Source organism: Achromobacter sp. 1L-A-4-B-C2, assembly GCF_057291955.1.
Map to the genome: position 1 here is coordinate 410,929 of NZ_JBXAWP010000006.1, position 23,838 is coordinate 434,766.

General features: G+C 64.8%; 19 protein-coding genes and 1 tRNA gene. 8 read left to right on the top strand and 12 right to left on the bottom strand.

Features of this window, described 5'->3' with window-relative positions:
• Nucleotides 1–136: 136 nt before the first annotated feature.
• Both AC0Z35_RS27000 and AC0Z35_RS27005 read right to left on the bottom strand, forming a co-directional pair.
• Nucleotides 137–328, bottom strand: coding sequence for a hypothetical protein (locus tag AC0Z35_RS27000; protein ID WP_219990640.1), 192 nt, complete (start codon nt 326–328; stop codon nt 137–139).
• A 158-nt stretch (nt 329–486) separates the two neighbouring features.
• Nucleotides 487–562, bottom strand: a tRNA-His gene (locus AC0Z35_RS27005).
• Nucleotides 563–735: 173 nt separating this feature from the next.
• Between AC0Z35_RS27005 and AC0Z35_RS27010 the strand changes: the two genes are divergently transcribed.
• Both AC0Z35_RS27010 and AC0Z35_RS27015 read left to right on the top strand, forming a co-directional pair.
• Nucleotides 736–2,193, top strand: coding sequence for a phospholipase D-like domain-containing protein (locus AC0Z35_RS27010; protein ID WP_104144037.1), 1,458 nt, complete (start codon nt 736–738; stop codon nt 2,191–2,193).
• Nucleotides 2,194–2,268: 75 nt separating this feature from the next.
• Complete coding sequence (locus tag AC0Z35_RS27015) at nt 2,269–3,186, top strand: LysR family transcriptional regulator (RefSeq protein WP_485133143.1); 918 nt, start codon at nt 2,269–2,271, stop codon at nt 3,184–3,186.
• 73 nt (nt 3,187–3,259) lie between these two features.
• On the opposite strand, the gene AC0Z35_RS27020 is transcribed toward AC0Z35_RS27015, so the two are convergent.
• From AC0Z35_RS27020 to AC0Z35_RS27035, 4 genes are all read right to left on the bottom strand, one after another.
• On the bottom strand, nt 3,260–4,042 hold the full coding sequence (locus AC0Z35_RS27020) for an enoyl-CoA hydratase (protein ID WP_485133142.1): 783 nt from the start codon (nt 4,040–4,042) through the stop codon (nt 3,260–3,262).
• Between the two features lie 20 nt (nt 4,043–4,062).
• Nucleotides 4,063–5,037 (bottom strand): Bug family tripartite tricarboxylate transporter substrate binding protein, encoded by a 975-nt coding sequence (locus tag AC0Z35_RS27025; RefSeq protein WP_370512766.1) that lies wholly within the window; start codon nt 5,035–5,037, stop codon nt 4,063–4,065.
• Between the two features lie 28 nt (nt 5,038–5,065).
• Nucleotides 5,066–6,295 (bottom strand): CaiB/BaiF CoA transferase family protein, encoded by a 1,230-nt coding sequence (locus tag AC0Z35_RS27030; protein ID WP_485133141.1) that lies wholly within the window; start codon nt 6,293–6,295, stop codon nt 5,066–5,068.
• A 112-nt stretch (nt 6,296–6,407) separates the two neighbouring features.
• Nucleotides 6,408–6,836, bottom strand: a complete 429-nt coding sequence (locus AC0Z35_RS27035) for a PaaI family thioesterase (RefSeq protein WP_046806026.1) — start codon at nt 6,834–6,836, stop codon at nt 6,408–6,410.
• A 219-nt stretch (nt 6,837–7,055) separates the two neighbouring features.
• On the opposite strand from AC0Z35_RS27035, the gene AC0Z35_RS27040 reads away from it, so the two are divergent.
• Complete coding sequence (locus AC0Z35_RS27040) at nt 7,056–7,928, top strand: NAD(P)-dependent oxidoreductase (protein WP_104144040.1); 873 nt, start codon at nt 7,056–7,058, stop codon at nt 7,926–7,928.
• Nucleotide 7,929: 1 nt separating this feature from the next.
• Here AC0Z35_RS27040 and AC0Z35_RS27045 read toward each other — a convergent pair whose 3' ends face one another.
• Nucleotides 7,930–9,198 carry an MFS transporter gene (locus AC0Z35_RS27045; RefSeq protein WP_046806000.1) on the bottom strand — a complete coding sequence of 423 codons (1,269 nt, stop codon included), beginning with the start codon at nt 9,196–9,198 and terminating at the stop codon, nt 7,930–7,932.
• Between the two features lie 264 nt (nt 9,199–9,462).
• A complete protein-coding gene (locus tag AC0Z35_RS27050) occupies nt 9,463–10,119 on the bottom strand; it encodes a GntR family transcriptional regulator (protein WP_046806001.1) in 657 nt (218 codons plus the stop codon).
• A gap of 217 nt (nt 10,120–10,336) precedes the next feature.
• Between AC0Z35_RS27050 and AC0Z35_RS27055 the strand changes: the two genes are divergently transcribed.
• Together AC0Z35_RS27055 and ggt are read left to right on the top strand one after the other, a co-directional pair.
• Nucleotides 10,337–11,323 carry a Bug family tripartite tricarboxylate transporter substrate binding protein gene (locus AC0Z35_RS27055; protein WP_104144042.1) on the top strand — a complete coding sequence of 329 codons (987 nt, stop codon included), beginning with the start codon at nt 10,337–10,339 and terminating at the stop codon, nt 11,321–11,323.
• A gap of 27 nt (nt 11,324–11,350) precedes the next feature.
• Nucleotides 11,351–12,946 (top strand): gamma-glutamyltransferase, encoded by a 1,596-nt coding sequence (gene ggt, locus AC0Z35_RS27060; protein WP_485133140.1) that lies wholly within the window; start codon nt 11,351–11,353, stop codon nt 12,944–12,946.
• An 85-nt stretch (nt 12,947–13,031) separates the two neighbouring features.
• On the opposite strand, the gene AC0Z35_RS27065 is transcribed toward ggt, so the two are convergent.
• Entirely contained in the window at nt 13,032–13,733 is a 702-nt protein-coding gene (locus AC0Z35_RS27065; RefSeq protein ID WP_046806004.1) for a response regulator, read from the bottom strand.
• A gap of 432 nt (nt 13,734–14,165) precedes the next feature.
• Here AC0Z35_RS27065 and AC0Z35_RS27070 point away from each other — a divergent pair, with 432 nt between their 5' ends.
• The 3 genes from AC0Z35_RS27070 to AC0Z35_RS27080 all read left to right on the top strand — a co-directional run bounded on the left by AC0Z35_RS27070 (nt 14,166) and on the right by AC0Z35_RS27080 (nt 19,054).
• Nucleotides 14,166–14,507, top strand: a complete 342-nt coding sequence (locus tag AC0Z35_RS27070) for an Hpt domain-containing protein (RefSeq protein WP_046806005.1) — start codon at nt 14,166–14,168, stop codon at nt 14,505–14,507.
• Nucleotides 14,508–14,805: 298 nt separating this feature from the next.
• Nucleotides 14,806–16,311 (top strand): ShlB/FhaC/HecB family hemolysin secretion/activation protein, encoded by a 1,506-nt coding sequence (locus tag AC0Z35_RS27075; protein WP_485133138.1) that lies wholly within the window; start codon nt 14,806–14,808, stop codon nt 16,309–16,311.
• A 64-nt stretch (nt 16,312–16,375) separates the two neighbouring features.
• On the top strand, nt 16,376–19,054 hold the full coding sequence (locus AC0Z35_RS27080; protein ID WP_485133137.1) for a two-partner secretion domain-containing protein: 2,679 nt from the start codon (nt 16,376–16,378) through the stop codon (nt 19,052–19,054).
• A gap of 98 nt (nt 19,055–19,152) precedes the next feature.
• On the opposite strand, the gene AC0Z35_RS27085 is transcribed toward AC0Z35_RS27080, so the two are convergent.
• The 3 genes from AC0Z35_RS27085 to AC0Z35_RS27095 form a co-directional block, all read right to left on the bottom strand.
• Nucleotides 19,153–20,247 carry a fimbrial protein gene (locus AC0Z35_RS27085; RefSeq protein ID WP_485133136.1) on the bottom strand — a complete coding sequence of 365 codons (1,095 nt, stop codon included), beginning with the start codon at nt 20,245–20,247 and terminating at the stop codon, nt 19,153–19,155.
• 185 nt (nt 20,248–20,432) lie between these two features.
• On the bottom strand, nt 20,433–21,152 hold the full coding sequence (locus AC0Z35_RS27090) for a fimbrial biogenesis chaperone (protein ID WP_485133135.1): 720 nt from the start codon (nt 21,150–21,152) through the stop codon (nt 20,433–20,435).
• Between the two features lie 38 nt (nt 21,153–21,190).
• Nucleotides 21,191–23,797 (bottom strand): fimbria/pilus outer membrane usher protein, encoded by a 2,607-nt coding sequence (locus tag AC0Z35_RS27095; RefSeq protein ID WP_485133134.1) that lies wholly within the window; start codon nt 23,795–23,797, stop codon nt 21,191–21,193.
• Between the last annotated feature and the right edge of the window lie 41 nt (nt 23,798–23,838).

A 23,838-nucleotide genomic window follows, 5' to 3' on the forward strand; every position in this document is an offset into this window, starting at 1 on the left:
ACATGCGCGGCTGTGGGAGGGCAGCAAGGGACATGCCTGACGGGGGCTATGGCAGAACGGGTCGCGGCTTCAGGAGGAGCTGGGCGGGGCGATGCTTGCCCGCGCGCGTGACGGGCCGCCGAGACGGCGCGGTCGTTCAGTGTTTGCCCGGAAAATCGGCAGGCCACCGCATCTTGCGGGGCGGGTCTTCCGCGGATTTGTTCTGGCCGGTTTCCTGAGGAGTTTCCTGGGTGGGATCCTGGGTGGGATCCACCGGCTTTTCGCGACGGACGATATCCGTCTCCATTTCCTTTTGTTTTCCCTTGTCGGGCTGCTGGATATCGCTCATCGGCTCCTCACATGCAACGACACAATCGATGGAATCTTTCCACAAGCGCGGGATTTTTTAAAGAGGCTCTTGGACTAAGCCGTCCGGCAAAAATCCGGGAAAATCAAAAACAAAAAAGGCGCTTAGGATGACCTAAGCGCCTTTCTTGACAAATTCTTTGGGGTGGCTGATGGGGCTCGAACCCACGACAACCGGAATCACAATCCGGGACTCTACCAACTGAGCTACAGCCACCTCTGGTGCTTCTTTGCCGTGCTTCAAAAGAAGCTCAACAACGAAGAGGCCGAACTATAGCATATTTTTTCTGCGTGTCAAAAGCCCCCTTTTGCCTTTGCATTGCCAATACCACGCACCTTGCTATTCTTCCGCATGGCTCACTTCCCAAGGCTGGTTTTCACGTCATTGCTATGGATCGCATACACGCAATTTTGATCGATTACTGGCCTCATCTGGTCTTTGCCACCAGCATCGTGGCAGGGACGGGCGCGGCGGTGCATGCCGCGATGACCAAGCAGGATGTGCGGGCGGCGATTGGGTGGGTAGGGGTGGCGCTGTTTTCCCCCTTGTTTGGCGCCCTCTTCTATTTTGTGGCCGGCATCAATCGCATCCGCAAGACGCGGGTGTCGCAGTTGCGCGACGAGACCATGGTGGTGGATGCCGAGCAGGTGGATACCCTGCCGGTGGATGTGGCGGCGGTATCCGGTCCGCAGTTTGCGTCGCTGAAAATACTGGGGGATCGCGTCAGCCGGTTTCGGCTGTTGGGTGGCAATGCGGTGCAGCCGCTGGACGGCGGGGACGAAGCCTATCCGGCCATGATGCAGGCCATACGCGAAGCGCGTAGCGCCATCGCGATGCAAAGCTATATCTTCGATAACGACGAGATCGGCCGCGAGATGGCCGAAGCGCTGATTGAAGCGCAAGGGCGCGGCGTGCAGGTGCGTGTGTTGATCGACGCCATCGGCTCCAAGTATTCGCGTCCGCCCATCGTGCGCATGTTGGCGCGCGGCGGCGTGCCCGTGGCGCGCTTCATGACGAATCCGCTGGGCGTGCTGCGCATGCCTTACGCCAATCTGCGCAGCCACCGCAAGGTGTTGGTCATCGATGGACGCGTGGGCTTTTCGGGCGGCATGAACGTGCGGGCGGCGTTTGTGACGGCGCTGGCGGGCAAGGCCGTCAATCACGACACGCATTTCCGCATGGAGGGGCCGATCGTGACGCAGCTGATGTCGGTGTTCGCGCACGATTGGAATTTCACCACGCACGAATCGCTGCCCGCGCGCCCGTGGTTCGACCCGCACGCGCTGCCGCCGACTGGCAACGTGCCGATGCGCTGCGTGCCGTCGGGCCCGGACCGCGCGTTGGGCAGCTCACACAATATGCTGCTGGGCGCGCTGGCGGTGGCGCAGCATCACGTGCGCATTCAGTCGCCCTATTTCCTGCCTGACCAGACGTTGATCGGCGCGCTGGCTACGGCGGCGCGGCGCGGCATCCGCGTAGACATCGTCATCCCCGACAAGAACAATCTGCGGCTGGTGGACTACGCCATGTCGGCGCAGTTGGACCAGGTGGTGCGCACGGGCTGCCATGTGTGGCGGGCGGTGGGCACGTTCGACCACTCCAAGCTGATGACGGTGGACGACGCCTGGGCCTACGTCGGTTCGTCGAACCTGGACCCGCGCAGCCTGCGCTTGAACTTCGAGCTGGACACCGAAATTTATGACCCGGACGTGGCGCGCTGGATCGGCAAGCGCATCGATGCGCTGATCGATCATGCCAAACCGGAAACGCTGGACAGCCTGGCCCAGGCGCCGTTTGCCAAACGGCTGCGCAACAAGGTCATCTGGCTGGCTACCCCCTATTTGTGACGCGTCGACAACACGCTTCAACAACACGCGCCAACAACACGCGCCACCCCCAACACCGCCGAACTTTCCTGCACGATGCGTTATGAACTGACCGACCTGCGCCTGTTCCTTGCCATCGCCGAGGCGCAAAGCCTTTCCGGCGGCGCCAATACGGTGCACCTTACCGCTTCGTCCGCCAGCTACCGCCTGAAGAATCTGGAAGCGGCGATGGGCGTGCCGCTGTTCAAGCGCGAAGCACGCGGGATGGAGTTGACGACGGAAGGCGCGTTTGTGCTCAAGCACGTGCGGTCGCTGCTGGCCGGCGTAGAACGCATGCATGGCGAAGTCAGCGGCTTTGCCAGTGGCCTGAAAGGCAGCGTCAAGCTGTTTGCCAACAGCAGTTCGCTGAACGGCTTCATCGTGCCCAGCCTTAGCCGGTTTCTGTCGGCCAATCCAAACGTGAATATCCTGCTGGAAGAGCGGTCCAGCACCACGATCGAGGCCGCTATCGCGGGCCAGGAAGCGGATATCGGCATCTTTGCCGGTCATGCCGAATCGGCCGGCGTGCAGGCGGTGCGCTATGCCATCGACGAACTGATCATCGCGGCGCCGCCGAACCACCCGGTGGCGCAGCATTCGCCGGTGCGCTTTCCGGCGGTGCTGGACCTGGATTTTGTCTGCATGAGCCGTGCCAGCAGCAACTACATCTTCCTGCGCGACATGGCCAAGCTGGCGGGCAAGACGCCCAAGGTGCGCATCCACGTGCACACCTTCGACGCCGTGCTGTCCATGGTGCAGGCCGGCGTGGGCGTATCGCTGGTGCCGCGCAGCGTTGCGGCCACCGCGCTGCGTGAACAGCGCATTGCGGCGGTGGCCATCAGCGAACCCTGGGCGCGCCGTGAATTGACGCTGGTGACGCAAGCCAACGTGCCGCTGTCACCCTTCGTGGAGCAGGTTGCCGAGTATCTGCTGGACGATCCGATCGTTGCAGCGACGCGCGGCGGGATGGACTGATCCCCCCCCCTGCTCAACCCACCTCACCCCACCTCAACCCAGCTCAGGCCGGCCCAGCGCAGTTCACCCCAGTTCAACCCTTGCCGCGCCGCTTGCTGGCCAGAAACTCGTTCATGAACTTCTGCGGTTCGCCGGTATTGAACGCGGCGCCGAATTCCCCCACGCTGTCCTCGATGGCGTCGTCAACCGACATCGTTTCCCAGCGGCGCAACAGCTTCTTCTGCTGACGCAGAGCCTCCGGCCCCAGCGCGGCAAAGCTCTGCGCCAGCTTGTAGACGGTTTCGTCCAGTTGCGCCTGCGGCACGGCGGCATTGACCAGCCCCCAGTCCTGTGCGCGACGCGCGTCGATCAGTTCACCCGTCAACAGCATCCACGCGCTGTGGGCCGCCCCGATCAAGCGCGGCATCAGCGCCGCGTGAATCACCGAGGGGATGCCGACCTTGACCTCGGGCATGCCGAACTGCGCCTCATCCGCGCAGACGCGCAAGTCGCAAGCCAGCGCGAACTCCAGCCCGCCGCCCAGGCACCAGCCGGGTATGCGGGCGATGACGGGCACGGGAAAGTGGCGGACGGCGTTGCACAGGTCGCGCAGATTAGCGATGAAGCGCTGGGCGCTGGAAGCATCCAGCGCGGCCATTTCGGCGATATCGGCGCCCGCCACGAAGGCGCGGTCGCCCGCGCCGCGCAGCACCAGCACGCGCACTGCCTTGTTGTGGCTCAACTGGGACAATGCGCGCCGCAGGCCATTGATGACGGGCGTACTCAAGATGTTCAGCACGCCGGCGTCCTGCATGGTCAGCGTGGCGATGCCGGCCGCGTCAATGCGGACGTCGGCGTGGGGAAGAGACAGATTCATGGTGTTCACAAGCGCTCCGGTCACTGCATTTTCTGAAATTTGATGTCTTCGACCACCGTCTTCCAATGCCCGTACGACTGCGCGATCAGCGCACCGAATGCGTCGCGCGACATCGGGCTGGGCACGGCACCCTGTCTTTCGATGGCATCTACCGTTGCCGGGTCCGCCAGGGCCTGGCGTACGGCCGCGTTCAATTTATCCAGCACCGGCGCGGGCGTGCCGGCGGGTGCGGCCAGGCCAAACCATGACGGGTTGTTCATGGCGGGCAACCCCGCTTCGGCATAGGTCGGCACGTCGGGCAACACCTTCAGCCGTTCGCGGGCCGCCACGGCCAAGGGGCGGATGCGCTGCGCCTGGATCAGCGGATACGACGACGGAATATTGTCGAACACGACCTGCACCTGCCCGGCCACCAGATCGTTCAACGCGGGCCCCAGACCCTTGTACGGCACATGCAGCATGCGCGTGCCCGTCGTCTTCATGAACAGTTCGCCATTCATGTGGCTTAAGCCGCCATTGCCGGATGAGCCGAACGCGTACTTGTTGGGATCGGCCTTGAGCAAGGCCAGGAACGCCGTCAGATTTTGCGCCGGCAACGCCGGGTTCACGACCAGCACGTTGGGTACGTCCGCCAGGTTGCTGATGGGCGCAAAGTCCTGGACCGGGTCGTAGAGGCTCTTGGCGTAGACGTTCGGGTTGACGGCATGCGAGCTTTCCACGGCCATCACCAGGGTGTAGCCGTCGGCCGGCTGCTTGGCGGCGTAGGCGGACCCGATGCTGCCCCCGGCGCCCGGTTTGTTTTCGATGATGACGGACTGGCCCAGCTGCGCGCCCAGCTTGTTGCCCACGACGCGCGCGATGATGTCGGTGGTGCCGCCCACGGCATACGGCACCACCAGGCGGATGGGCTTGTCGGGATACTCGGCGGCGGCCAGGCCGGGTACGGCAAGGCCCGCAAAAAACATGGCAAGCGGTATTTTTTTGATGATTGTCATTGTTGTCTCCTCGGGATGAATCAGGTCTTCAAAGCGTGGCCGGACGGCCCGGCGCGGCGTCGGTGTGGCCGACCGGCATGGCGTGGGGCCGCGCGCCCAGCACCGCGTCGGTGTGTTCACCCAGCAAAGGCGGCGCGGCGCCCAACGCTTCGGCGGGCGAGCCGGCCAGCAAGGGGTTGCGCACCAGCCGCATGTCGCCCAGCACGGGATGCACGGTGGCCTGGACCAGTTGGCGGTGGCGCACCTGCGGATGCGCAAAGACCTCGTCCAGCGTGTGGATCGGCCCCCATGGCACCCCCGCGGCGTCGAACGCGTCGGTCCAATGCTTGCGCGGCGCGCCGGCCAGCACTTGCGCCACTTGCGCGCGCAAGCTGTCCAGGTGCAAGAGGCGCGCGCTGTTGGTGGCGTAGCGCGTATCCAGTGCCCAGTCGGGATGACCGACCACACCGCAGAAACGCGTAAATTGGGCGTCGTTGCCAATCGCCAGAATCAAATGGCCATCGGCGCAGGCGAACACTTCGTAGGGCGCGCAATTGGGATGCGCGTTGCCGCTGCGCTGGGGCGCCACGCCGGACGCCAGGTAGTTGGCGCCCTGGTTGGCGTTCATGGCCACGGCCACATCCAGCAAGCAGATGTCCAGCGGCATGCCCTGCCCCGTAAGGTCGCGCTGGCGCAAGGCGGCCAACACGGCGGTCGTGGCATACATGCCCGTCATCAGGTCCACCACGGCGACGCCGGTGCGCAAGGGGCCGGCGCCGGGCGTACCGTCGGGCTGACCGGTGTAGCTCATCAAGCCGCCCATGCCCTGGAACACGTAGTCATAGCCCGGCTTGTCCGCCATGGGGCCGGACTGGCCGTAGCCGGTAATGGACAGGTAGATCAGGCGCGGGTTGATGCGCGCCAGCGCCGCGTAGTCCAAGCCGTATTTGCGCAGGCCGCCGGACTTGTAGTTCTCGACCAGGATGTCGGCGTCGGCGACAAGTTCGCGCACGCGGGCCGCGCCCGCCTCCGAGGCAAAGTCGATGGCGACCGACTGCTTGCCACGGTTGCACGCCATGAAATAGGCCGACATGGCCGCCTTGCCGTCGTCGGCGCGCAAGTCGGGCGGCCCCCAGCCGCGCGTGTCATCGCCGCGCGTCGGGTGTTCGATCTTGATGACCTGGGCGCCCAGGTCGGCCAGGTTCTGCGTGCACCAGGGGCCGGCAAGAATGCGCGACAGGTCCACGACCTTGATGCCGCAGAGGGCGTTGTGAAGCATAGTGTCTCCGTGATTCAACTGCTTTCGGAGAATTATGTTCGCGCCCTCGTCCCACGAGGAGTTGAATGTTTCGAACGCTGCGTTCGACAGCGTTCAACGCGCGGCCGGACGCTTAGCCGTCCGACACCGGCGAGGGCGCGGCACGCACGGCGAACACGGCGTTCGCTTTGAGCATGACGCGGCCGTCGACCCGCAACAAGCAATGGGCGTAGATCAGCCGCTTGCCCTGCTTGTCGATCTGCACATGGGCTTCAAGCCAGTCGCCAGGCTGCACGGCGCTAAGGTATTCCACCGACATCTGCACGGTCACGATCGACACTTGCGCCTGTTCGGCAATGGTGAAGCCCAGCGCGCTATCCGCCAAGGTGGCGAGCAAGCCGCCGTGCGCCATGCCGTGCATGTTGGTGTGCGCGTGGTTGACGCGCAGCGCCAGCACGTTGTCCGTGTCGCGCCGGTACAGCGCGCCCAGGTCGGCCAGATGGGTCATGAACGGGCTGCTGGGGCGCCACGGCGCAAAACCTTCGGGGATGGATTCAGTCATGGCGGGAAAATCGATGGCAATCCGACATTGGATGGCTGAAAGTACCGCAAAGCCGGCCCCGGCGAACATGGCCGGCGGCAAGAGGTGTACGCGCAGCGAACGAAGCGGGGCGTATCGCGCGCCGGGCGCCGCCCAAGCACCGACGGGCTTCGTTCCGGTAGAAATCTAAGAGTAAGATTTACGCCACAACATTCCTATACCTGGCAGGAGCAGTAAACGATGGCGAAAGTCGGCATGGTGGGTATCGGCCTTATGGGCCATGGCATTGCAAGCAATCTGGTCAAGCACGGGCATGCGTTGACGGTGCTTGAACATCCGGGTAATCAGCCCCTGGACGCATTGAAAGCCGCGGGCGCGGCCAGCGTGACCAGCGGCGCGGCGTTGGCGGCGCAGTCGGATGTGATCATCCTGTGCGTAACGGGCAGCCCGCAGGTCGAAGCCGTGTTGCTGGCCGAAGGCGGCGTGCTGGAAGGCCTGCGCGCAGGCACCGTCATCATCGATTGCTCGACGGCGATTCCGTCATCCACCATCAAGGTCGCGCAAGCCGTGACGGATTCGGGTGGCCGCTTTCTGGATGCGCCGATGACGCGCACGCCCAAGGAAGCCGCCGAAGGAAGGCTGAACCTGCTGGTGGGCGGCGACGCCGCGCTGTTTGAAGAATGCAAGCCGATCCTGGCCTGCTTTGCCGAAAACATCACGCATGCCGGCCCCATCGGCGCCGGGCACCGCATGAAGCTGCTGCACAACTACGTGTCGCTGGGGGTCGTCGCGCTGCTGTCGGAAGCAGCGGCGTGCGCGCTGCGTTCCGATATCGACCCGGCGGTGTTCGCGGAAGTCCTGAGCAAGGGCGGTGGCGGCGGCGTGGCGTTGGAACGCATCAAGCCATACCTGCTGGAACAGGACCCGTCGTCGCTGCGCTTTTTCATGTCGAACGCGCAGAAGGACCTGTCCTACTACAACACCATGGCAGCCGAGGCCGGCGCCGTGCGCGAGATCGGCGCCGCCGTGCAGCACACGTTCGACCAGGCCGTCACGCAAGGCGGTGGCGAACGCTACGTGCCCGAACTGGTGACGTTGCTGAAAGACCGCTAGGTCAGCGTCCCACGGTTGCCGGGGCGGGCGCAAGGCCGCGTCCGGGCAACCGCAGCGAGATGGCCGCGGCCATCAACAGCAGCACGCCCGCCGAACCGAAGGCAACCCAGTGGGTGTGGAACGTGTCAAACGCCCAGCCCCCCAGCCACGAACTGATCATGCCGCCCACCTGGTGGCCCAGATACGTCAGGCCGTACAGCACGCCGACCAGCCGGATGCCGTAGACGTCCGCCAGAATGGCCGACGACAAGGCGATGCTGCCCGCCCACACAATGCCGCCGATGGTGGCCGCCGCATACAGTTCCCAGTGCGCGCCCACCATGACCAGGGCGAAGAACCCCAGGCCGCGCACCAGGTAGATGGCGGCCAGGATGTTGCGCCGTTCAACCTGGTCGGACATGCGGCCCAGCACCAGCGTGCTGAAGATGGCAACCAGGCCGATCAAGCCGATGCCCAGCGAACTGGTGGTGGCGTCAAAGCCGTGGTCCATCAGCATGGGCATGCCGTGCGTACCCAGCAGGTTCATGCTGTAGCCACAGGCGAACAGGCCCAGCGCCACCTGCCAGAAGGGCAAGGTGCGCAACGCGTCGCGCACATTCGGCGCGGGGGCTTTGCCTGGCGTGGAGGAAGCGGCCGACACTTTTCGATCGGGAATCTGGTGAGGCAGCAGGTCGGTGTGTTCGGGCGCGTTGTCGCGCATGATGAACAGCGCGACGGGCACGGTCAGCAAGGCGAACAGCACGGCGAAGGCCAGCAGGGTTTCCTGCCAGCCCACGGCCGCGATCGCAAAGGTCAGCGTTGGCGTCATCAAGGCGATGCCCGCCATGGACCCGGTGGACAAAAAGAACAGTGCCATGCCGCGCTGGCGCGTGAACCAGCGGCTGATGACCGGCGTCAACGCAACGGGGCTGGTAAACGCCAGGCCCACGGACAAGGCCACGCCGAAGGACAGCAGGAACTCAATGGGGCCACGCGCGAACACCGTCCACAGCGAAGACGCCACGACGATGGCCGTGCCGGTCAGCAGCACGAAGCGCGTGCCGCGCACGCTGACCAGGTAACCCGCCAGCGGCATGGCCAGCCCGTAGCACAGCATGCCCACCGCCACGATGGCCGACAGCAGGCTGCGCGAAAACCCCAGCCCGTCCGCCATCGGCAGGAAAAAAGGCCCGATGCCCATGCGCAGGCCCACCGTCAACAGGGTAAGAACCGCGGCGGCGCCGACGATGTTCCAGCCGAAATACCAGCCGCCCGACTCTTGCTTGTTCACAACCGTCTCCTCGATGTCTTCTTGTAGCCGCAGGCGCGCCAGGGCTTGCAGACACCGCAGGGAACGCGCGGACAAAATCCGCTATCGACACGGGTGAGAAGGACGCGGCACGAATCGGCGTGTTCTTGCCGGTGGCCAGGGGCCGGCCGGACGCGACATATTACTCCTGGCTATAAGCGGGGATCACGTTGCGGGGCCGAAAAATTCGTTCGGTAAGCGGGCATTCGCCCATTGCGTCGCCAAGGCAGGCAACGCCAGACGGTGTTACGCCTTCTTTTCCAGGAACGCCTGCAACGCGGGCACGGTGTTCAGCACATGTTGGCGCATGGCCGCTTCGCAACGGGCGGGGTCGCGCGTTTGCAGGGCGTCGATCAGTTCTTGATGCGATTCCCGCACACGCAGTACGCGGCCGGGCTGCGCCGCCCACAAGCGCATATAAGGTTCCACCACCGAATGCAGTTCCGAGATCTGACGCAGCAGTCGCGGCTTCTGGCAGAAGCTGCACAGGTATTCATGAAACTCCCGGTGCGCGGTCGTCCAGTCCAGATCGTCGCTTGCGTCCTGGTCCAGCTGCTCAAGCATATTGGTCAGGCGGCGAACGTGCTCGGCGCTCATGTGCAGCACCGCATTGCGCGCGGCCAGGCCTTCCAGCACCGACCGCATCTCGAACACTTCCAGCATTTCCTGCTGGTTCAGTCCGCGCACGACGGCGCCCCGATTGGCCCGGATCTCGACCAGGCCTTCCGAGGCCAGCCGCCGCAGGGCGCCGCGCACGGGCATCCGGCTGGTGCCGATCTCGGTGGCGACCACATCCGGCACCAGGCGCTGGCCGGGCGCATAGTTGCCCAGGCGGATTTCGCGTTGCAGATGCAGATAAGCCTCGTCTTCGGCACTGATCGCTGTCTTCTGGAATTGCAGCATTGTCGTCCCCGGGCTTGGAAAGCCGCCATGATAGATAAACGCAAAAATAACACAAACTGGATCCAGTGATCCATGGATGCAAATACCAATGGTCGCCCGGGGCACGGTCCCGTCTAATTGCTTGCGGACGGCGTCGCAAGGCCTGTCACGCGCCGGAACGGGCAACAGACCCGCCCGGCAAGCCCAAGCTTTCCATTACGCGATCAAGGGGAATCCAATGAAATTTCGTCTCATCCGGACGCTGGCCGGCCTGGCCGTAGCCGCTTTCGCCGCCCAGGCCGGCGCACAAACCGCCGCGCCCGCCACCGACTGGCCGCAGCACCCGGTGCGCATTGTTGTGCCGTTCCAGGCCGGCTCTGCCACGGATCTGATCTCGCGCCAGCTGGGCGCCGCGCTGGCCACCGAACTGGGCCAACCCTTTGTCGTGGAAGCCCGCCCGGGCGCCGCGGCCGCCATCGGCAGCGCCTCGGTGGCGCGTTCCGCACCGGATGGCTACACGTTGTTGATGGGCGGCCCGGCCGCTGTCGTCACCAACCGCTTCCTGCAGAAGCGTCTGGCTTATGACCCGGACGCCTTCGCGCTGGTGTCCCTGGTGGCCTACACGCCCAACATCCTGCTGGCCAATCCGCAGCAGCCCTTCAAGACGCTGCCCGAAATGGTGGCCTATGCGCGCGCCAATCCGGGCAAGCTGACCTACGCGTCGTTCGGTACCGGCACCACGTCGCACATGGCGGGCGAAATGCTCAAGTCCATTGCCGGCATCGACATCCTGCACGTGCCGTACAAGGGCGCGGGCGAAGCCATCCCCGCCCTGCTGTCCGGCCAGGTATCGATGTATTTCGACACCATCATGACGGGCCTGCCGCAGGTCAAGAGCGGTTCGCTGCTGGCGCTGGGCATGTCCAACTCGAAGCGTTCCTCGCTGGCGCCGGACATCCCCACCATCGCCGAACAAGGCTACGCGGGCTACGACATCGCCCCCTGGTATGGCCTGGTCGCGCCCGAAGGCACGCCCGAGCCGATTCTTGAAAAGCTGAACCGCGCCGTCAACAAGGTGCTGGCGGATCCGGCATTGCGCGGTAAGCTCGCCGAAGCGGGCGCTGAACCGCGTGGCGGCAGCCGCGCCGAATTCGCCGCCTTCATCAAGGCCGAAATTCCGCGCACCAAGCAGTTGATCGACCAAGCCGGCATCACCCCGCAGTAACCCTTACACCACGAGTTTCCAGCATCCATGTCCCCCTCCTTCGATTGGTCTTTTCCGTACGCTTCCCGAAAAATGCCGGTCCTGGCCGCCAACGCGGTCGCGACCAGCCAGCCGCTGGCTGCGCAGGCGGGGCTACGCATGTTGCTGGCCGGTGGCAATGCCGTTGACAGCGCCATTGCCACCGCGATTGCGCTGACGGTGGTCGAACCCGTCATGAACGGCATCGGCGGCGATATGTTCGCGCTGGTCTGGCACGACGGCCAACTGCATGGCCTGAATTCCAGCGGTTGCGCGCCCGCCGCGTGGACGACCGACTTCTTCAACGGCCGCGACGCCATGCCCGGCACCGGCTGGGGCACCGTCACCGTGCCCGGCCAGGTGGCCGGCTGGAAGGCGCTGTCCGACCGCTTCGGCAAGCTGCCCTTCGCCCAACTGTTCGAGCCCGCCATCGGCTATGCCGAAGAAGGCTTCCCCGTGTCGCCGACCATCGCGCGCCAATGGGCCACGCAAGCGCCCAAGCTGGCGCACGAGCCCGGCTTTGCCGAGGCCTTTCTACCCGAAGGCCGCGCACCGCAAGCAGGCGAATGGTGGCGCTTTCCGGCACAGGGCAAGACGCTGCGCGCCATTGCGGAAAGCGGCGGCGACAGCTTCTATCTGGGCGAACTCGCCCGCAAGATCACCGACTTTGCCAGCCAGACGGGCGGCGCTCTCAGCGCCACGGACCTGGCCGAGCATCGTCCGGAATGGGTCGCTCCCATTTCGCAATCGTTCCGCGACGTCGAACTGCATGAAATTCCGCCGAACGGCCAAGGCATTTCCGCGCTGATGGCGCTGGGCATGCTGGAACAGTTCGACCTGGAAGGCATGGGCGTGGACAGCGCCGACTACTACCACGTCAGCATCGAGGCGATGAAGCTGGCGTTCGCCGACCTGCATCACCATGTGGCCGACCCGCGCCACATGCGCACGGACGCCAAGGCGCTGCTGGACCGCGCCTACCTGGCCGAACGCGCACGGCTGATTTCGATGGATCGTGCCAGCGTACCCACCGCCGGCACGCCCGCCACCGGCGGCACCGTTTACCTGACCACGGCCGATGCGAACGGCACGATGGTGTCGTTCATCCAGTCCAACTATCACGGCTTCGGTTCAGGCGTGGTCGTGCCGGGAACCGGCATCAGCCTGCACAATCGGGGCTTGAACTTCGTGCTGACGCCCGGCCACGCCAACCAGGTGGCGCCGCGCAAAAAGCCCATGCACACGATCATTCCCGCGTTTGTCACGCGTGGCGGTCAACCGTTGATGTCGTTTGGCGTGATGGGCGGATCGATGCAGGCGCAGGGCCACCTGCAAATGGTCACGCGTCTGGCCGCGTTCAAACAGAACCCGCAGGCAATGAGCGATGCCCCGCGCTTCCGTGTTGAAAAGGGCCCGGTGGTGAATGTGGAATCGCATCTGCCGCAAGACGTGGTGCAGACGCTGCGCGACCGTGGTCACAATGTGGCCGTGGCGCCCGTGGACAGCCTGGAATTCGGCTCGGCGCAGTTGATTTGCCGCTTGCCCCAAGGCGGTTATATCGCGGCGTCGGATTCGCGCCGCGACGGGCAAGCCGTCGGCTTCTGACGGCAAGGCGGCTTCAGGGCTGAAGCCGTCGCCGAAGGCAATTCGCGCTTCGGCCCGGCTTGCCTGCTCCGGCTTCGGGCTGAGCTCAGGCCGAGCTCCAGGTTGGCTTGTCCGGCCGGGGCAGCGCGGGGAAGCCGCCTTCGCCCAGTTGGCTTTGAACGGCGTCGGCGCCGTACCGGATCAGATCCGCGTCGCGTTCGATGCCCAGCTTGCGCATGGCGCTGCGCTTTTGCGAGCTGACCGTCTGCACGCTGCGATGCGACATCTGCGAAATTTCAGTCACGGTGGCGCCTGCACAGAACAGGCGCACGATCTCGGCTTCGCGCTTGGTCAGCCGCGCCCGCCCCAGCACAAACGCCTGGTTGACGATCATCTCTTTGATGGTCGGCGAATAGTAGGTCTTGCCCTGGTACATGGCGTGCACGGCGTTGATGATGTGGCTGGTGGAATCTGATTTGCTCAATACGCAAAGATTTTCGTAAGCCAGCAACGCGCGGATCAGCGTGGGGTTGTCGATCATGGTCAGCACCGCCACGCGCAGGGCGGGGTATCGACGCCGCAACAGCGCGATCAGGCCCAGGCCGTCGCCGTACTTGCCGCCGGGCATGGTGTAGTCCGACACGACCACGTCGCAATGCTGGGTTTCTAGCCGCGCGACCAGATCGGTGGAGTTTTCGGCGCACCCGATGACATCGATGGCCGGGTCCAGCCCCAATTCATAGCTGACCCCCAGCGCCACGGCGGGGTGGTCGTCGGCGACGATCACGCGAATGTATCGTGATGACATTGCTGCATTTCCCTCTTCCACATCGGGAGCCCCCGGGCAACATATAGCCTTGCACGCGGGAATAGCGCCCGACGCAAGCAAGTTCTTTTTTTCATCGGCAGATTTGCATGGGTGTACGCCGTGTGAAGCCACTATATCGATAGACCGATATAGTGCTGCCGTACAGCCAATAAGAGAATAGGAATACTACGAAAGTATCCGATGCGCAACGTTCCGGCGCATGAGTCGGACGTATCCCCATCACGCCGGGCCAGGTTTCGAGATTATCGTCGTCTGATGCGCGGTGAAACAGGCCCAGTCAGCAAGCCCATGAACAAAAACAACAACGAAGACCCTGCGCGACCCGCAAGCCCAAATGGCGCGTCGCCCCCTACAAACGGCGGCCGTCCGCCCATTGCCTCGAGTACGGCGCAACGGCGCCATGAACGCCGTGTGCGCACCATCACGGACTTGACCGGTGCCGATCCGGCCCGCGTCCGCGCCTTGGCGCACGCGTTCGTCAAGGCCAACGACATCGATATGCTGCGCCTTTGCGAACTGCACGCACGCGATGACAGACCCGCATTGCGCCAGCTTGCCCATCGGATCAAGGGCGCGGCACAAATGACGGGCGACGCGCAACTGAGTCGGCTGTGTTCCGTGCTCAGCGAAGCCTGCGCGGCACCCATCAGCCATGCCTTATCGCTGGACGCCATTGTTGAGCAGCTCGGTGATGCCCTATTGGAATTTGGCGCGTCTTGCCAACGCATGGCCAAAGAAGCCAAGTCGTCCTGACGCCGCCAAGGGCGCGACGCGGCGACGCAAGTTCTTGAAATTCGTAATCGTCACATCAGGAATTCAGACTCGTCGTAAAGATTGAGTGCGTCGCCATTCGTATAGTGGTTCGATGCTGCCCATTCCCCATTTGGCGATCGTTGCCGCTTTGTCCGCGGCATGGCTTTGCGGGCGACCCGCCCTTGCGCAAATCCCCGACGCCGGTCGTTCCCTCCGCGATCTGGAATCGACCATCCCCGCGCCGCCGCCCGCCGCTCCCGCGCCCGCGCTGAAACTGCCAGGCGGCCCGGGCGGCGCAATGCCCGCGCCCGACTCAGACACCGAATCCGGCAAAGTCACCACCGTGTTGGTGCATGCCTTCCAGCTGGAAGGCAACCATGTCTACGACAACGCAACGTTGCAGGCGCTGCTGGTTGATGTGATCGGAACCCATCAGGGCCTGGAAGGGCTGCGCGCCGCCGCCGCCCGAGTCTCCCAGCACTACCACGCGCACGGCTACCTGCTGGCGCGGGCCTACCTGCCCCCGCAGCAGATCGACGGCGGCGTCGTGCGCATCCGCGTCATGGAAGGGCTGTACGGTCAGGTCATTCTGAACAACGCGTCGCGCACGCGCGATGGCGCGTTAAGCCCCATCCTTGACGCCCTGCCCCCCGGCACGGCGGTGCAACGCGCGGATCTGGACAGCGCGTTGCTGCGCCTGAACGACCTGCCCGGTGTCGTTGCCATCGGCACCTTGCGCGCGGGCGCCGTCACGGGCGAGACCGACCTGATCGTCAACGCGCAGCCCGGCCCGTGGATCGCGGGCAGCATCGACGCCGACAACTATGGCGGCGCCTACACCGGCGAATATCGCTTGAGCGCGGCCGCCAGCATCAACAGCCCCTTGGGCCTGGGCGACCAGTTCGACGTGCGCCTGTTGTCCAGCGACCGTCGGCAGCGCTATTACCATCTTGATTTCCAGGTGCCCGTCGGCCCCTGGTCCACCCGCATCGGCGCGGGCGCTTCCAACATGCGCTACGAGCTGGGCCGCGAGTTCGCCGCGCTAGAGGCGCACGGCCAGGCGCAGAACACCAACGCCTACCTGCGGCAAACCCTGCTGCGCGGCCGCGACGCCAACGTCCAGGCCACGCTCCAGTACGAACACAAGCGCCTGCGCGACAACTACGACTACTTCAATCTGTCGCGCGCGCAACGCATCGGCCTATGGACCGCCGCCGTCAACGCCAGCCTGAACGACACGCTGTGGGGCGGCGCCAGCAACGGCCTTAGTCTGGCGGTGTCGCGCGGCAACCTGCGCTTTGGCGACGACGCCCAGCGGCGCGACGATCGCTTCGTCAAGCACGCCGGCGGGGGCTTCGGCGTGTTCAACCTTGGAATGAGCCGGCTGCAACGCATATCGGGTCCCGTTCAGTTCTTTGCGCGCATGCGCTCGCAATGGTCCAGCAAGAACCTGGACAGCTCCGAGAAATTCAGCCTGGGCGGCCCGTATGGCGTGCGCGCCTACGCACCGGGCGCCGCCAGCGGCGACCAGGGCTGGCAGGCCACGGGCGAACTGCGTTACCTGCCCTTGCCCGGCTTGCAGTTCTCGGCGTTCGTGGACACCGGGTCCGTCCAGGTCAACAAACGTGCATGGACGGCGGAACCCAACCGCCAATCGTTAAGTGCGTTCGGCGTGGGCGTGGCGCATGGCGGTGCCCAGCACCTGGTCAATGTCAGCGCCGCGTGGCCCTGGCGCCAAGGCAGCGGCGCCGCAAAAACCGACCGCCAACCCCAATTCTGGGTGCAGGCCACCCGCTACTTCTGAGTCTTACCCACCCGCTACGCGGCGCGCCACAAGCGCGCCGCGTCGCACTTACCCAGAGGAAAACATGAACAAGACTTTTGCATTGGTGTGGAGCGAATCACGCGGCAGCTGGGTCGCCGCCGGTGACGACCCGCGCCGGCGCGGCAAACCGCCGGGCGCGTTGCGGCGGGTCGCGGTCGCAGTGGCGCTGATGGGCGTTGTTGGCATTGTCCATGCTCAGGATTTTCCGAAGGACGGGGTGGTCAAGCTTGGCGCTGTCGACATCACCGTGGATGCCGACAAGAAGACCATGCGGGTCAATCAAAAGACGGACAAGCTGATCATCGATTGGCATCGGTTTGACGTGGGCTCCGGCAAGCACGTGGTTTTCAACCAGCCCGGCCGAGAATCCGTCGTGCTGAACAAGGTTCTAAGCGACTTCTTCAGCGACATCCGGGGGGAGATCAGCGCCAACGGCAGCGTATTCTTGATCAATCCCAACGGGATCGTGTTCGGTCAATCGTCGCGGGTAAACGTAGGAAGCCTGCTTGCCTCGAGCAAGCCTGTCAGCCACGACGATTTTCTTAGTGGAGGCCCAATGCAATTGACAGGTGCAGGCAACGCCGGCATCACCCACTTGGGCTCGATCACCGCCCATGGTGGCGGCAGTGTCATCCTGGTCGCCGACAATATCAAAAGCTACGGCAGCATCCAGGCGGACCGGGGCAGCGTCGCGCTGGCATCCGGCAAAACGATAACCGTGTCTTTGGCCGGGAATTCGTTGATAGACCTGCAAGTGGAAGGGGCCACCTTGAACCCCTTGATAGAAACTACCGGCTTGCTGCGCGCGCATGGCGGGCAGGTACTGCTCAAGGGGCCGGCCAAAGACGCCATGTCGGCCCTCGTCGTCAACAATCGTGGCGTGATCGAAGCCAACTCGCTGGACGGAAAATCCGGCACCATCGTTCTGGACGGCGGCAACTTCGGCCATGTCCAGGTCGGTGGACGCCTGACCGCTACGGGCGGCGACACCATGGCGGGCGGCACGATATCCGTCATCGCAAAATCCCCCACCATCCACCCTTACGCCAACATCGACACACGCGGCGCGCCCGGACAAACCGGCCTGCTGTCGATAGCAGCGCACAACGTGAACGTTGCCGGGGACGACTCCGAAACGGGCGCCACGTTGTCCGCCAGCGTGCTGAACAAGAACCTGGCCACCACCAACGTCGCGCTGATCAGCCCATACGGCAACGTCGCGATCAACGCGCCCGTGCAGTGGAATGGCGCCACGTCGCTGACCTTGCAAGCCGCCAGGGACGTAGAGTTCAACGCCCCGATAATCGCCCACGGAGACGGCGCGGGCCTGGCCGCCAAGACGCTGGGCGGCGATCTGCGCATCAATGCCCGCATGACGCTCGCGGGCGACAACGCGGCGCTGGCCTTGATTGCAAGATCAGACTTCGACCTGAACAACGGCGTGACCATCGAACTGAGCGGCAAGGGCACCACCTACGAAACCCGCCAGGGACGCTATGACGTCATCAACGATATCAGCCAGTGGGAATCCATGAACAAGGATCTGGCCGGGCGCTATGCGCTGGGCAAGAGCCTTGAGGCGGGCGGCAAAGTCGCCACCATCGGCGATGACCACAACGTATTCACCGGCGAATTCGAGGGCATGGGCCACACGCTAAGCAAGTTCGAGGTCGACGCCGACAACCACGCGGGCCTGTTCGCCCAGTCCTCGGGCAACATCCGCAACCTGAATCTGTCGGACATATCCGTCACCACGGCCAAAGGCGCGCGATCGATCGACAAGGCCGCCGGCGCGCTGGTGGGCACCAATTCCGGCGCCATCACCAACGTGCATGCCACGGGATCGCGCATGACCGACCTGGGCGCGGGTATCGGCGCGGTCGGCGGTTTGATCGGCCGCAGCAATGGCGGAACGATCGACCGATCAAGCGTCACGGCTTCGACACTGCGTGCCACGGGCGGACGCGTCGGCGGCATGATCGGCGACAACAACGGGGGCTTCATCAGCGACTCGGTGGCCAACGTCGCCGTGCAGGTATCGGGCAACGTCCACGCCGGTGGCTTTGCCGGCTATAACGACGCGGCCGGTGCGCTCTACAACGTGCAAGCACGTGGCTCGGTCACCCATAGCGGCGAATCCGGCAATGGTCACTTTGGTGGCCTGGTCGGCGCCAACCAGGCGATCATCGCCAAGTCCGCCGCCTACGGCCGCGTCCAAGTGCAAAGCGGCTCGGCTTTTTCCGTGGGCGGGCTGGCCGGATACAACGGCGGCATGATCGAGAACGCCACTGCATACGGCCACACCAGCGGGGGCCATCACAGCGCCGTTGGCGGGCTCGTGGGGCACAACAACGGGAAGCTGACCCATACCGAAGCCAGGGGCAACGTCTCTGGGCGGGATCGGGGCGACGTGGGTGGATTGGTCGGCGTGAACCGCGGCAGTATTGAACATGCCGTCGCGAACGGCACCGTACGCGGAGAATACAAGAGCCGGATAGGCGGCTTGGCAGGCCGCAATCTGGTTACCGCCGAGATCATGGGCGGCACCGCGCACGGTGACATCAGCGGCGGCCTGCACGTCACGATGGGCGGCCTGGTCGGTGTGAACGAAGGGCTGGTCCATCAGTCGCATGCGCGCAATAGCGTGAATTACTGGTGGGGCCAGTGGTTGCTGCAAACGCGCGGCGCCTTGGTGGGCCGCAACACCGGTACGGTCTGGTAGGCCGCGATGGTGCGATGACGAAGGTGGCGCCATCCGACAGGACTGCGCCACCTTTTCTTGCGACCGCGATGCGTCGGCTTCGCGGACTGATGCGGTACCTAGGGAAATTCGAACGTGAATTCCGCAGCGGCATTGGCCACGCCTCCTTGCACGTCGTCGCGGTCACGCGCCGTGCGGATGTAGCGGGCGGCCAACGACAGTTGCGCGCTACCGTCCATCAGCGTCATTGCATAGTCAGGGCCATAGGCGCCGCCGACGGGCCCAAACCGCACACGTCGGTCTTGCGCATCCACCACGATGATGCCGATGCCCCGGGCCGGCTTCTCGCCCTTGGCGTTCGCGCCGTGCAGCGCCAGGACCGTATCGGTACCCGGAACGAGGCCGCTTCTTGCCCGGAACTTGACCTGTGGCCGCGCCAGCGCGCTGCATTTATTCAGCCGGATGTTGAAGGGTTTCGGCGCGGCGGTCGCGCCCTCAACGGGGAAGTCCGCGACAAAGGCGGGCGGCATGTCGACCCTGATGTCCTGATGCGCGCCGGCGTCGCACTGGTGCTTGATATCGATGCCGGGTACCGTCCCCCCCGCTCCGATCTCCAGAATCTGGCTGCCCTGATACACGGCCTTCATGGCGCACAGCTTCAGCCCGGGAGGAATCGTCTGGGGTGGCGGTTGCCACGTAGGCGGGACGATGCCGACCTGGCCCGGCACGGTAGCACCAACGCGGTTCGTGAATATCTCCAGGACCAACGCGGTATGGGGCGCTACCCCCGTTACCTTCAAGTCGCGAGGCAGATCTTCCGGCCTTGCCATCAACACCAACTGCTGGACAAACGGCATGTATTGCATCCCCCCCAGCCCGGCGACGCCAACGTTGAGGTCCGCCGCGTCTATAACCAACGAGACGCGATCCAACGCGATGACGGTGTCGCGATAGATGATCCTCATGCCTATGCCGGCCACGTTGGTGGCGACAATGCCCTCAGCCAGGTACGTCGGATTGCGCCACATCCCGGTGGTGAACAGTTTGTGCGGCTCGGTCATGCCAGGCAGCCTTGCCACCAAAAACGTGATTGCCAGCGGCGCCACTCTTTCGTACAGCACCTGGTGAATTTGCGACTGCGTCGTCAACGGCTCAACCTGCCGCCACCCTTGGCCGAAGATCACGTCGTTCTTGCAGTCCGCTGCCGCGATCACCGCGTCGGCGCCCCACGCCCATCGCGGCTGTGCGCTTGTCGCCAGCACCGCCGCTATCGCCATTGCGGCACCCCATCCTGTCCAACGCCGCGGGCGGCGCCATCGTTCATGCTGCATCTCGATCTCCTTGCCCTGCCCTGCCGCCCGGCGAAAGCCCCCCGGTTGGCATGGGTGTTGGTTTTGCCTTACCGAAGGCCCAGCGCCAGCCGGCCTTCAATGATGTCGCCGTCGTCGTTAGCGGCCTGGTAACGCAGTGCGTCCTTGCCTGCCCGGGGCGTCGCCCCCTGGGGCAACGGGAAGCGCGTGCGGGACAGCGGGGCAACGGTCAGCCCCATCAGTGTGATGAACGTGCCGGGTCTTTCCTGGGTGTCCAGCTCCAGCCGCGCCAGCGACACCGCATACGGCGCCGCGTTGACTGCCTCGATTTCGTGGTCCGCCGCGTGATACGTCCACAACACCTGTCCGATAGCGTCGTAGGCGGATCCCGGCAGGCCGTCGGGCCGATACAGCACTTTCATGCGTAGCCGATACGACAGCTGAAGCAGGTTGTTTTGCGTGCGATCCCGCGCTGGGACTTCCAGGAAATTGATCCAGAAAACAGATTCGCGATCCGACGGCAGGCGTTCTCCCGTGTGCCGCAGCAACAGGCTCGCGCGTTGCCCCGGGTCCAGTCGGTACACCGGCGGCGTCAATAGGAACGGCACGGTTTGCAAGCTTGGATCCGAGGTGAAGTCGCCGGTGTCCAGCCAGCTTTGCACCAGGATGGGATGCTGGCCGGTATTGGCGGTGCGCAAGGTCAGTGACTGTTGCGTGGCCGGGTAGATGAAGCGCGTGCCGGTCACGACCAGATCGGCCCGCGCACCCCCAGGGCACGACACGCACCAGGCAGCCGTCAGGGCAAGCACCAGCGCTAATCGCCAGCGGCCCCATGCGCGCTGCCGGCTCATCGGAGCGTCAGCGGTCCGACGCCGCCTTGAGGTGGGGTGGAGGGCGGATCGGATTGCGGCGCCTGCACGCAATCCCTTTCCAGGATGTCGTAAGCGCTGTCGCCCCGCAACGCGCGGTCAGGCAATGCGTACTCAACAAAACAACGTTCGCCGTCGCCCTCTCCCCATTCGACGCGTACCGTGCCACGGTCTTTTTCCGCGCGCATGACGATGCGGCTTCCCTGCCCCACCGCGCCCACCGCCACGCCCGTGTCCGGGTCGATGACTTCGGCGCCGAAAGGCAACGGCGACCCATCTTCCAGCTTGCCCACAATAAGCACCTGGCGAGCGCGCAACGTCGGGTAGACCAGCTTGATGATCGCCCCGGCTCGTGGCGCGATGTTCAGCGAGCTTGCCTTGAGTTCGATGTCGGCGGGCAGGTCCGCCGGGTCCACGTCCACGGCGTTCAAGCGGTACGGGCTCAGGCTGCCCACCACGGCGTAGCCAGCCGCATCCACGCGGTTCAAGCCGTATCCCACCCGCATACCCTGCGCGTCCTTGGCCTGCACCAGCGCCACCGTTTCGCCCAGGGTCTGTGCCAACGTCAGGCCGTCACTGTGCAAGACCATGGCGCCCATGGCGTTCAACGACGCCTGGCGATATCCGCGCCCTTGCCCCACGCTGGCCGACACCGCGGCTTGCGGAAAGTTGTAGCCCAGGCCCGCGTCCGCCGAATTGGCGTTAGTGCGGCCGTTGTGCGACGCCGATAAGGAATACGAGCCCGCGCCGGCATCATCCAGCGCGCCGCTGACGCTGGAGGATACGCGCGCACCCTCGCGGCTGTCGGCGGTGTAGACGGCGCTGACGCGCGTTGCACGCGATGACGTCGCCCGGCCAAGCGGAATGGCCACGTTAAGCGTCATCTGCGTGCTTTTGACGCTGCCGCCGCCCCAATAGTCCGAGCTGGCGCCGTGAACGCGTTGCAGCGCAATGGAATACGACACATCCTTCCAGTCGTTGTTGTAGCCCACGGAGAAGTTCATGTCGTTGCCGGCCTGCTTCCAATAGTTAGCCGTGGACGCCGACGCATACAGGCTGCCCAGGCTGCCGCCCAGGCTTTGGCTGACGTTCAGGTCGAAGCGGCTGCGCATGCGGCCATCGTTCTGGTAGCGCGTGTTTTGCGGCAGGTTGCCCAGCGCCACGGCGTCGCGCAAGCCCAGGTAACCGCTGGTCGAATAGCGGTAGGCCAATAATGAAAAGTTGGTGCCGCTGTTGGGCAGGTCGCGGCTATAGGTCAGCCGGTAGCTGGCCCCGGCGCGCGATTCCCGCGAGGGCAACTTCGCACGCGCGCCCGTCACATCAAACGCAAAAGCGCCTATCGCCGTGCTCATCGCGGCGCCCAGCAACGCCGAGCCATAGTGGTCGGTAAACGCCAGCCCGCCGTAGCCGGTCACCGAGTCGCCCACTCCGCGCTTCAGCGTGCCCTGCAACACGTAGCGGGAGCTGCTGCGCAAGCCGGGGTCGGCCGCGCGGCCCGCCGTTACGCTGTATTGCGTCACACCCGGGCGCAACAGCTGCACGATGGTGGCAAACGGCACCACAAAGCTGCGCAAGCTGCCATCGGCTTCCGTCACGCGCACGTCCAGATCGCCACCGTAGCTGGCGGCACGCACGTCTTCGATGGCAAAGGGGCCGGGGGCCACGGTGGTCTCGTAAATAAGGAAGCCACGTTGGTACACGGACACTTTCGCGTTGCTGTTGGCCGTGCCGCGCACGATGGGCGCGTAATAGCGCATCGTCTCGGGCAGCATGCGGTCGTCGCTGCCCAGCTGCACGCCCCGGAACGACACCGCGTCGAACAGTTCACCGCTGGTTGAGCTTTCGCCCACCAGCAACTGCGACTTCCAGGTCGGGATATCGGTTTGCAGAAAATAGGAATTGGCTTGATAGCGCGCGCCGCTGGCCTGCGACCAGGACGCCGAGCCGCTGTGCCGCAACCGCACCGCGCCCAGATTCAGCCCGGCATTGATACCGGCGTAGCCACGCGTCGTGCGGCGGCCATTGCTTTCGGTGCTGAAGACGTTGGTGTTGTAGTTCAGCCGTGCGGCGGTGATGCCGCTGTCCCACTGCGACGGGTCCACGTAGCGGTTGGACGCCGCCAGCCGTTGGAGGTACTCGGGATACGTCACGTACAGGGCCAGCTGCGCCATATCGACCCGTATCTTTGCGCCGGGCACATACCGACCCAGGTCGTCGCAGGCAAGCACCTCGGGCAGCGGCTCGACGCCATCCGCGCGCGACACCTTGCCCAGGTCCAGCCCGCCACGCTCCAGCATCAATGCGTCGTAACAGGGCGCGGCGCTGTCTTGTCCCGGCACATTGCGAAATTCGATGTCGTCGACGCCGCGCCATTGCCCGTTGAAATACAAGTCCAGGCGATGCATGCCGGGATCGGCAAAGTTCACCCGCTGAAAGCGGCGCGTGTCGATCGTGGCGCCGCCCACTTCCTGCATCAGCATGTAGGGGTCGAAAATTGCGACTTCGTCTTGCGCCGCCGCGCTGCTGGCCGTGACCGCGCAGGCGGCCGCAAGCAAACAGCGGCCGGTGCGCCGCCAGGGACGCATGCGTCGCCGCGCCCCGACAGGCGTGAAAACAGGATGGCGAA

Coding starts and splice junctions, on each gene's coding strand:
- AC0Z35_RS27000 (WP_219990640.1), bottom strand. CDS start 328: ATGAGCGATATCCAGCAGCCCGACAAGGGAAAACAAAAGGAAATGGAG.
- AC0Z35_RS27010 (WP_104144037.1), top strand. CDS start 736: ATGGATCGCATACACGCAATTTTGATCGATTACTGGCCTCATCTGGTC.
- AC0Z35_RS27015 (WP_485133143.1), top strand. CDS start 2,269: ATGCGTTATGAACTGACCGACCTGCGCCTGTTCCTTGCCATCGCCGAG.
- AC0Z35_RS27020 (WP_485133142.1), bottom strand. CDS start 4,042: ATGAATCTGTCTCTTCCCCACGCCGACGTCCGCATTGACGCGGCCGGC.
- AC0Z35_RS27025 (WP_370512766.1), bottom strand. CDS start 5,037: ATGACAATCATCAAAAAAATACCGCTTGCCATGTTTTTTGCGGGCCTT.
- AC0Z35_RS27030 (WP_485133141.1), bottom strand. CDS start 6,295: ATGCTTCACAACGCCCTCTGCGGCATCAAGGTCGTGGACCTGTCGCGC.
- AC0Z35_RS27035 (WP_046806026.1), bottom strand. CDS start 6,836: ATGACTGAATCCATCCCCGAAGGTTTTGCGCCGTGGCGCCCCAGCAGC.
- AC0Z35_RS27040 (WP_104144040.1), top strand. CDS start 7,056: ATGGCGAAAGTCGGCATGGTGGGTATCGGCCTTATGGGCCATGGCATT.
- AC0Z35_RS27050 (WP_046806001.1), bottom strand. CDS start 10,119: ATGCTGCAATTCCAGAAGACAGCGATCAGTGCCGAAGACGAGGCTTAT.
- AC0Z35_RS27055 (WP_104144042.1), top strand. CDS start 10,337: ATGAAATTTCGTCTCATCCGGACGCTGGCCGGCCTGGCCGTAGCCGCT.
- ggt (WP_485133140.1), top strand. CDS start 11,351: ATGTCCCCCTCCTTCGATTGGTCTTTTCCGTACGCTTCCCGAAAAATG.
- AC0Z35_RS27065 (WP_046806004.1), bottom strand. CDS start 13,733: ATGTCATCACGATACATTCGCGTGATCGTCGCCGACGACCACCCCGCC.
- AC0Z35_RS27075 (WP_485133138.1), top strand. CDS start 14,806: ATGCCCGCGCCCGACTCAGACACCGAATCCGGCAAAGTCACCACCGTG.
- AC0Z35_RS27080 (WP_485133137.1), top strand. CDS start 16,376: ATGAACAAGACTTTTGCATTGGTGTGGAGCGAATCACGCGGCAGCTGG.
- AC0Z35_RS27095 (WP_485133134.1), bottom strand. CDS start 23,797: ATGCGTCCCTGGCGGCGCACCGGCCGCTGTTTGCTTGCGGCCGCCTGC.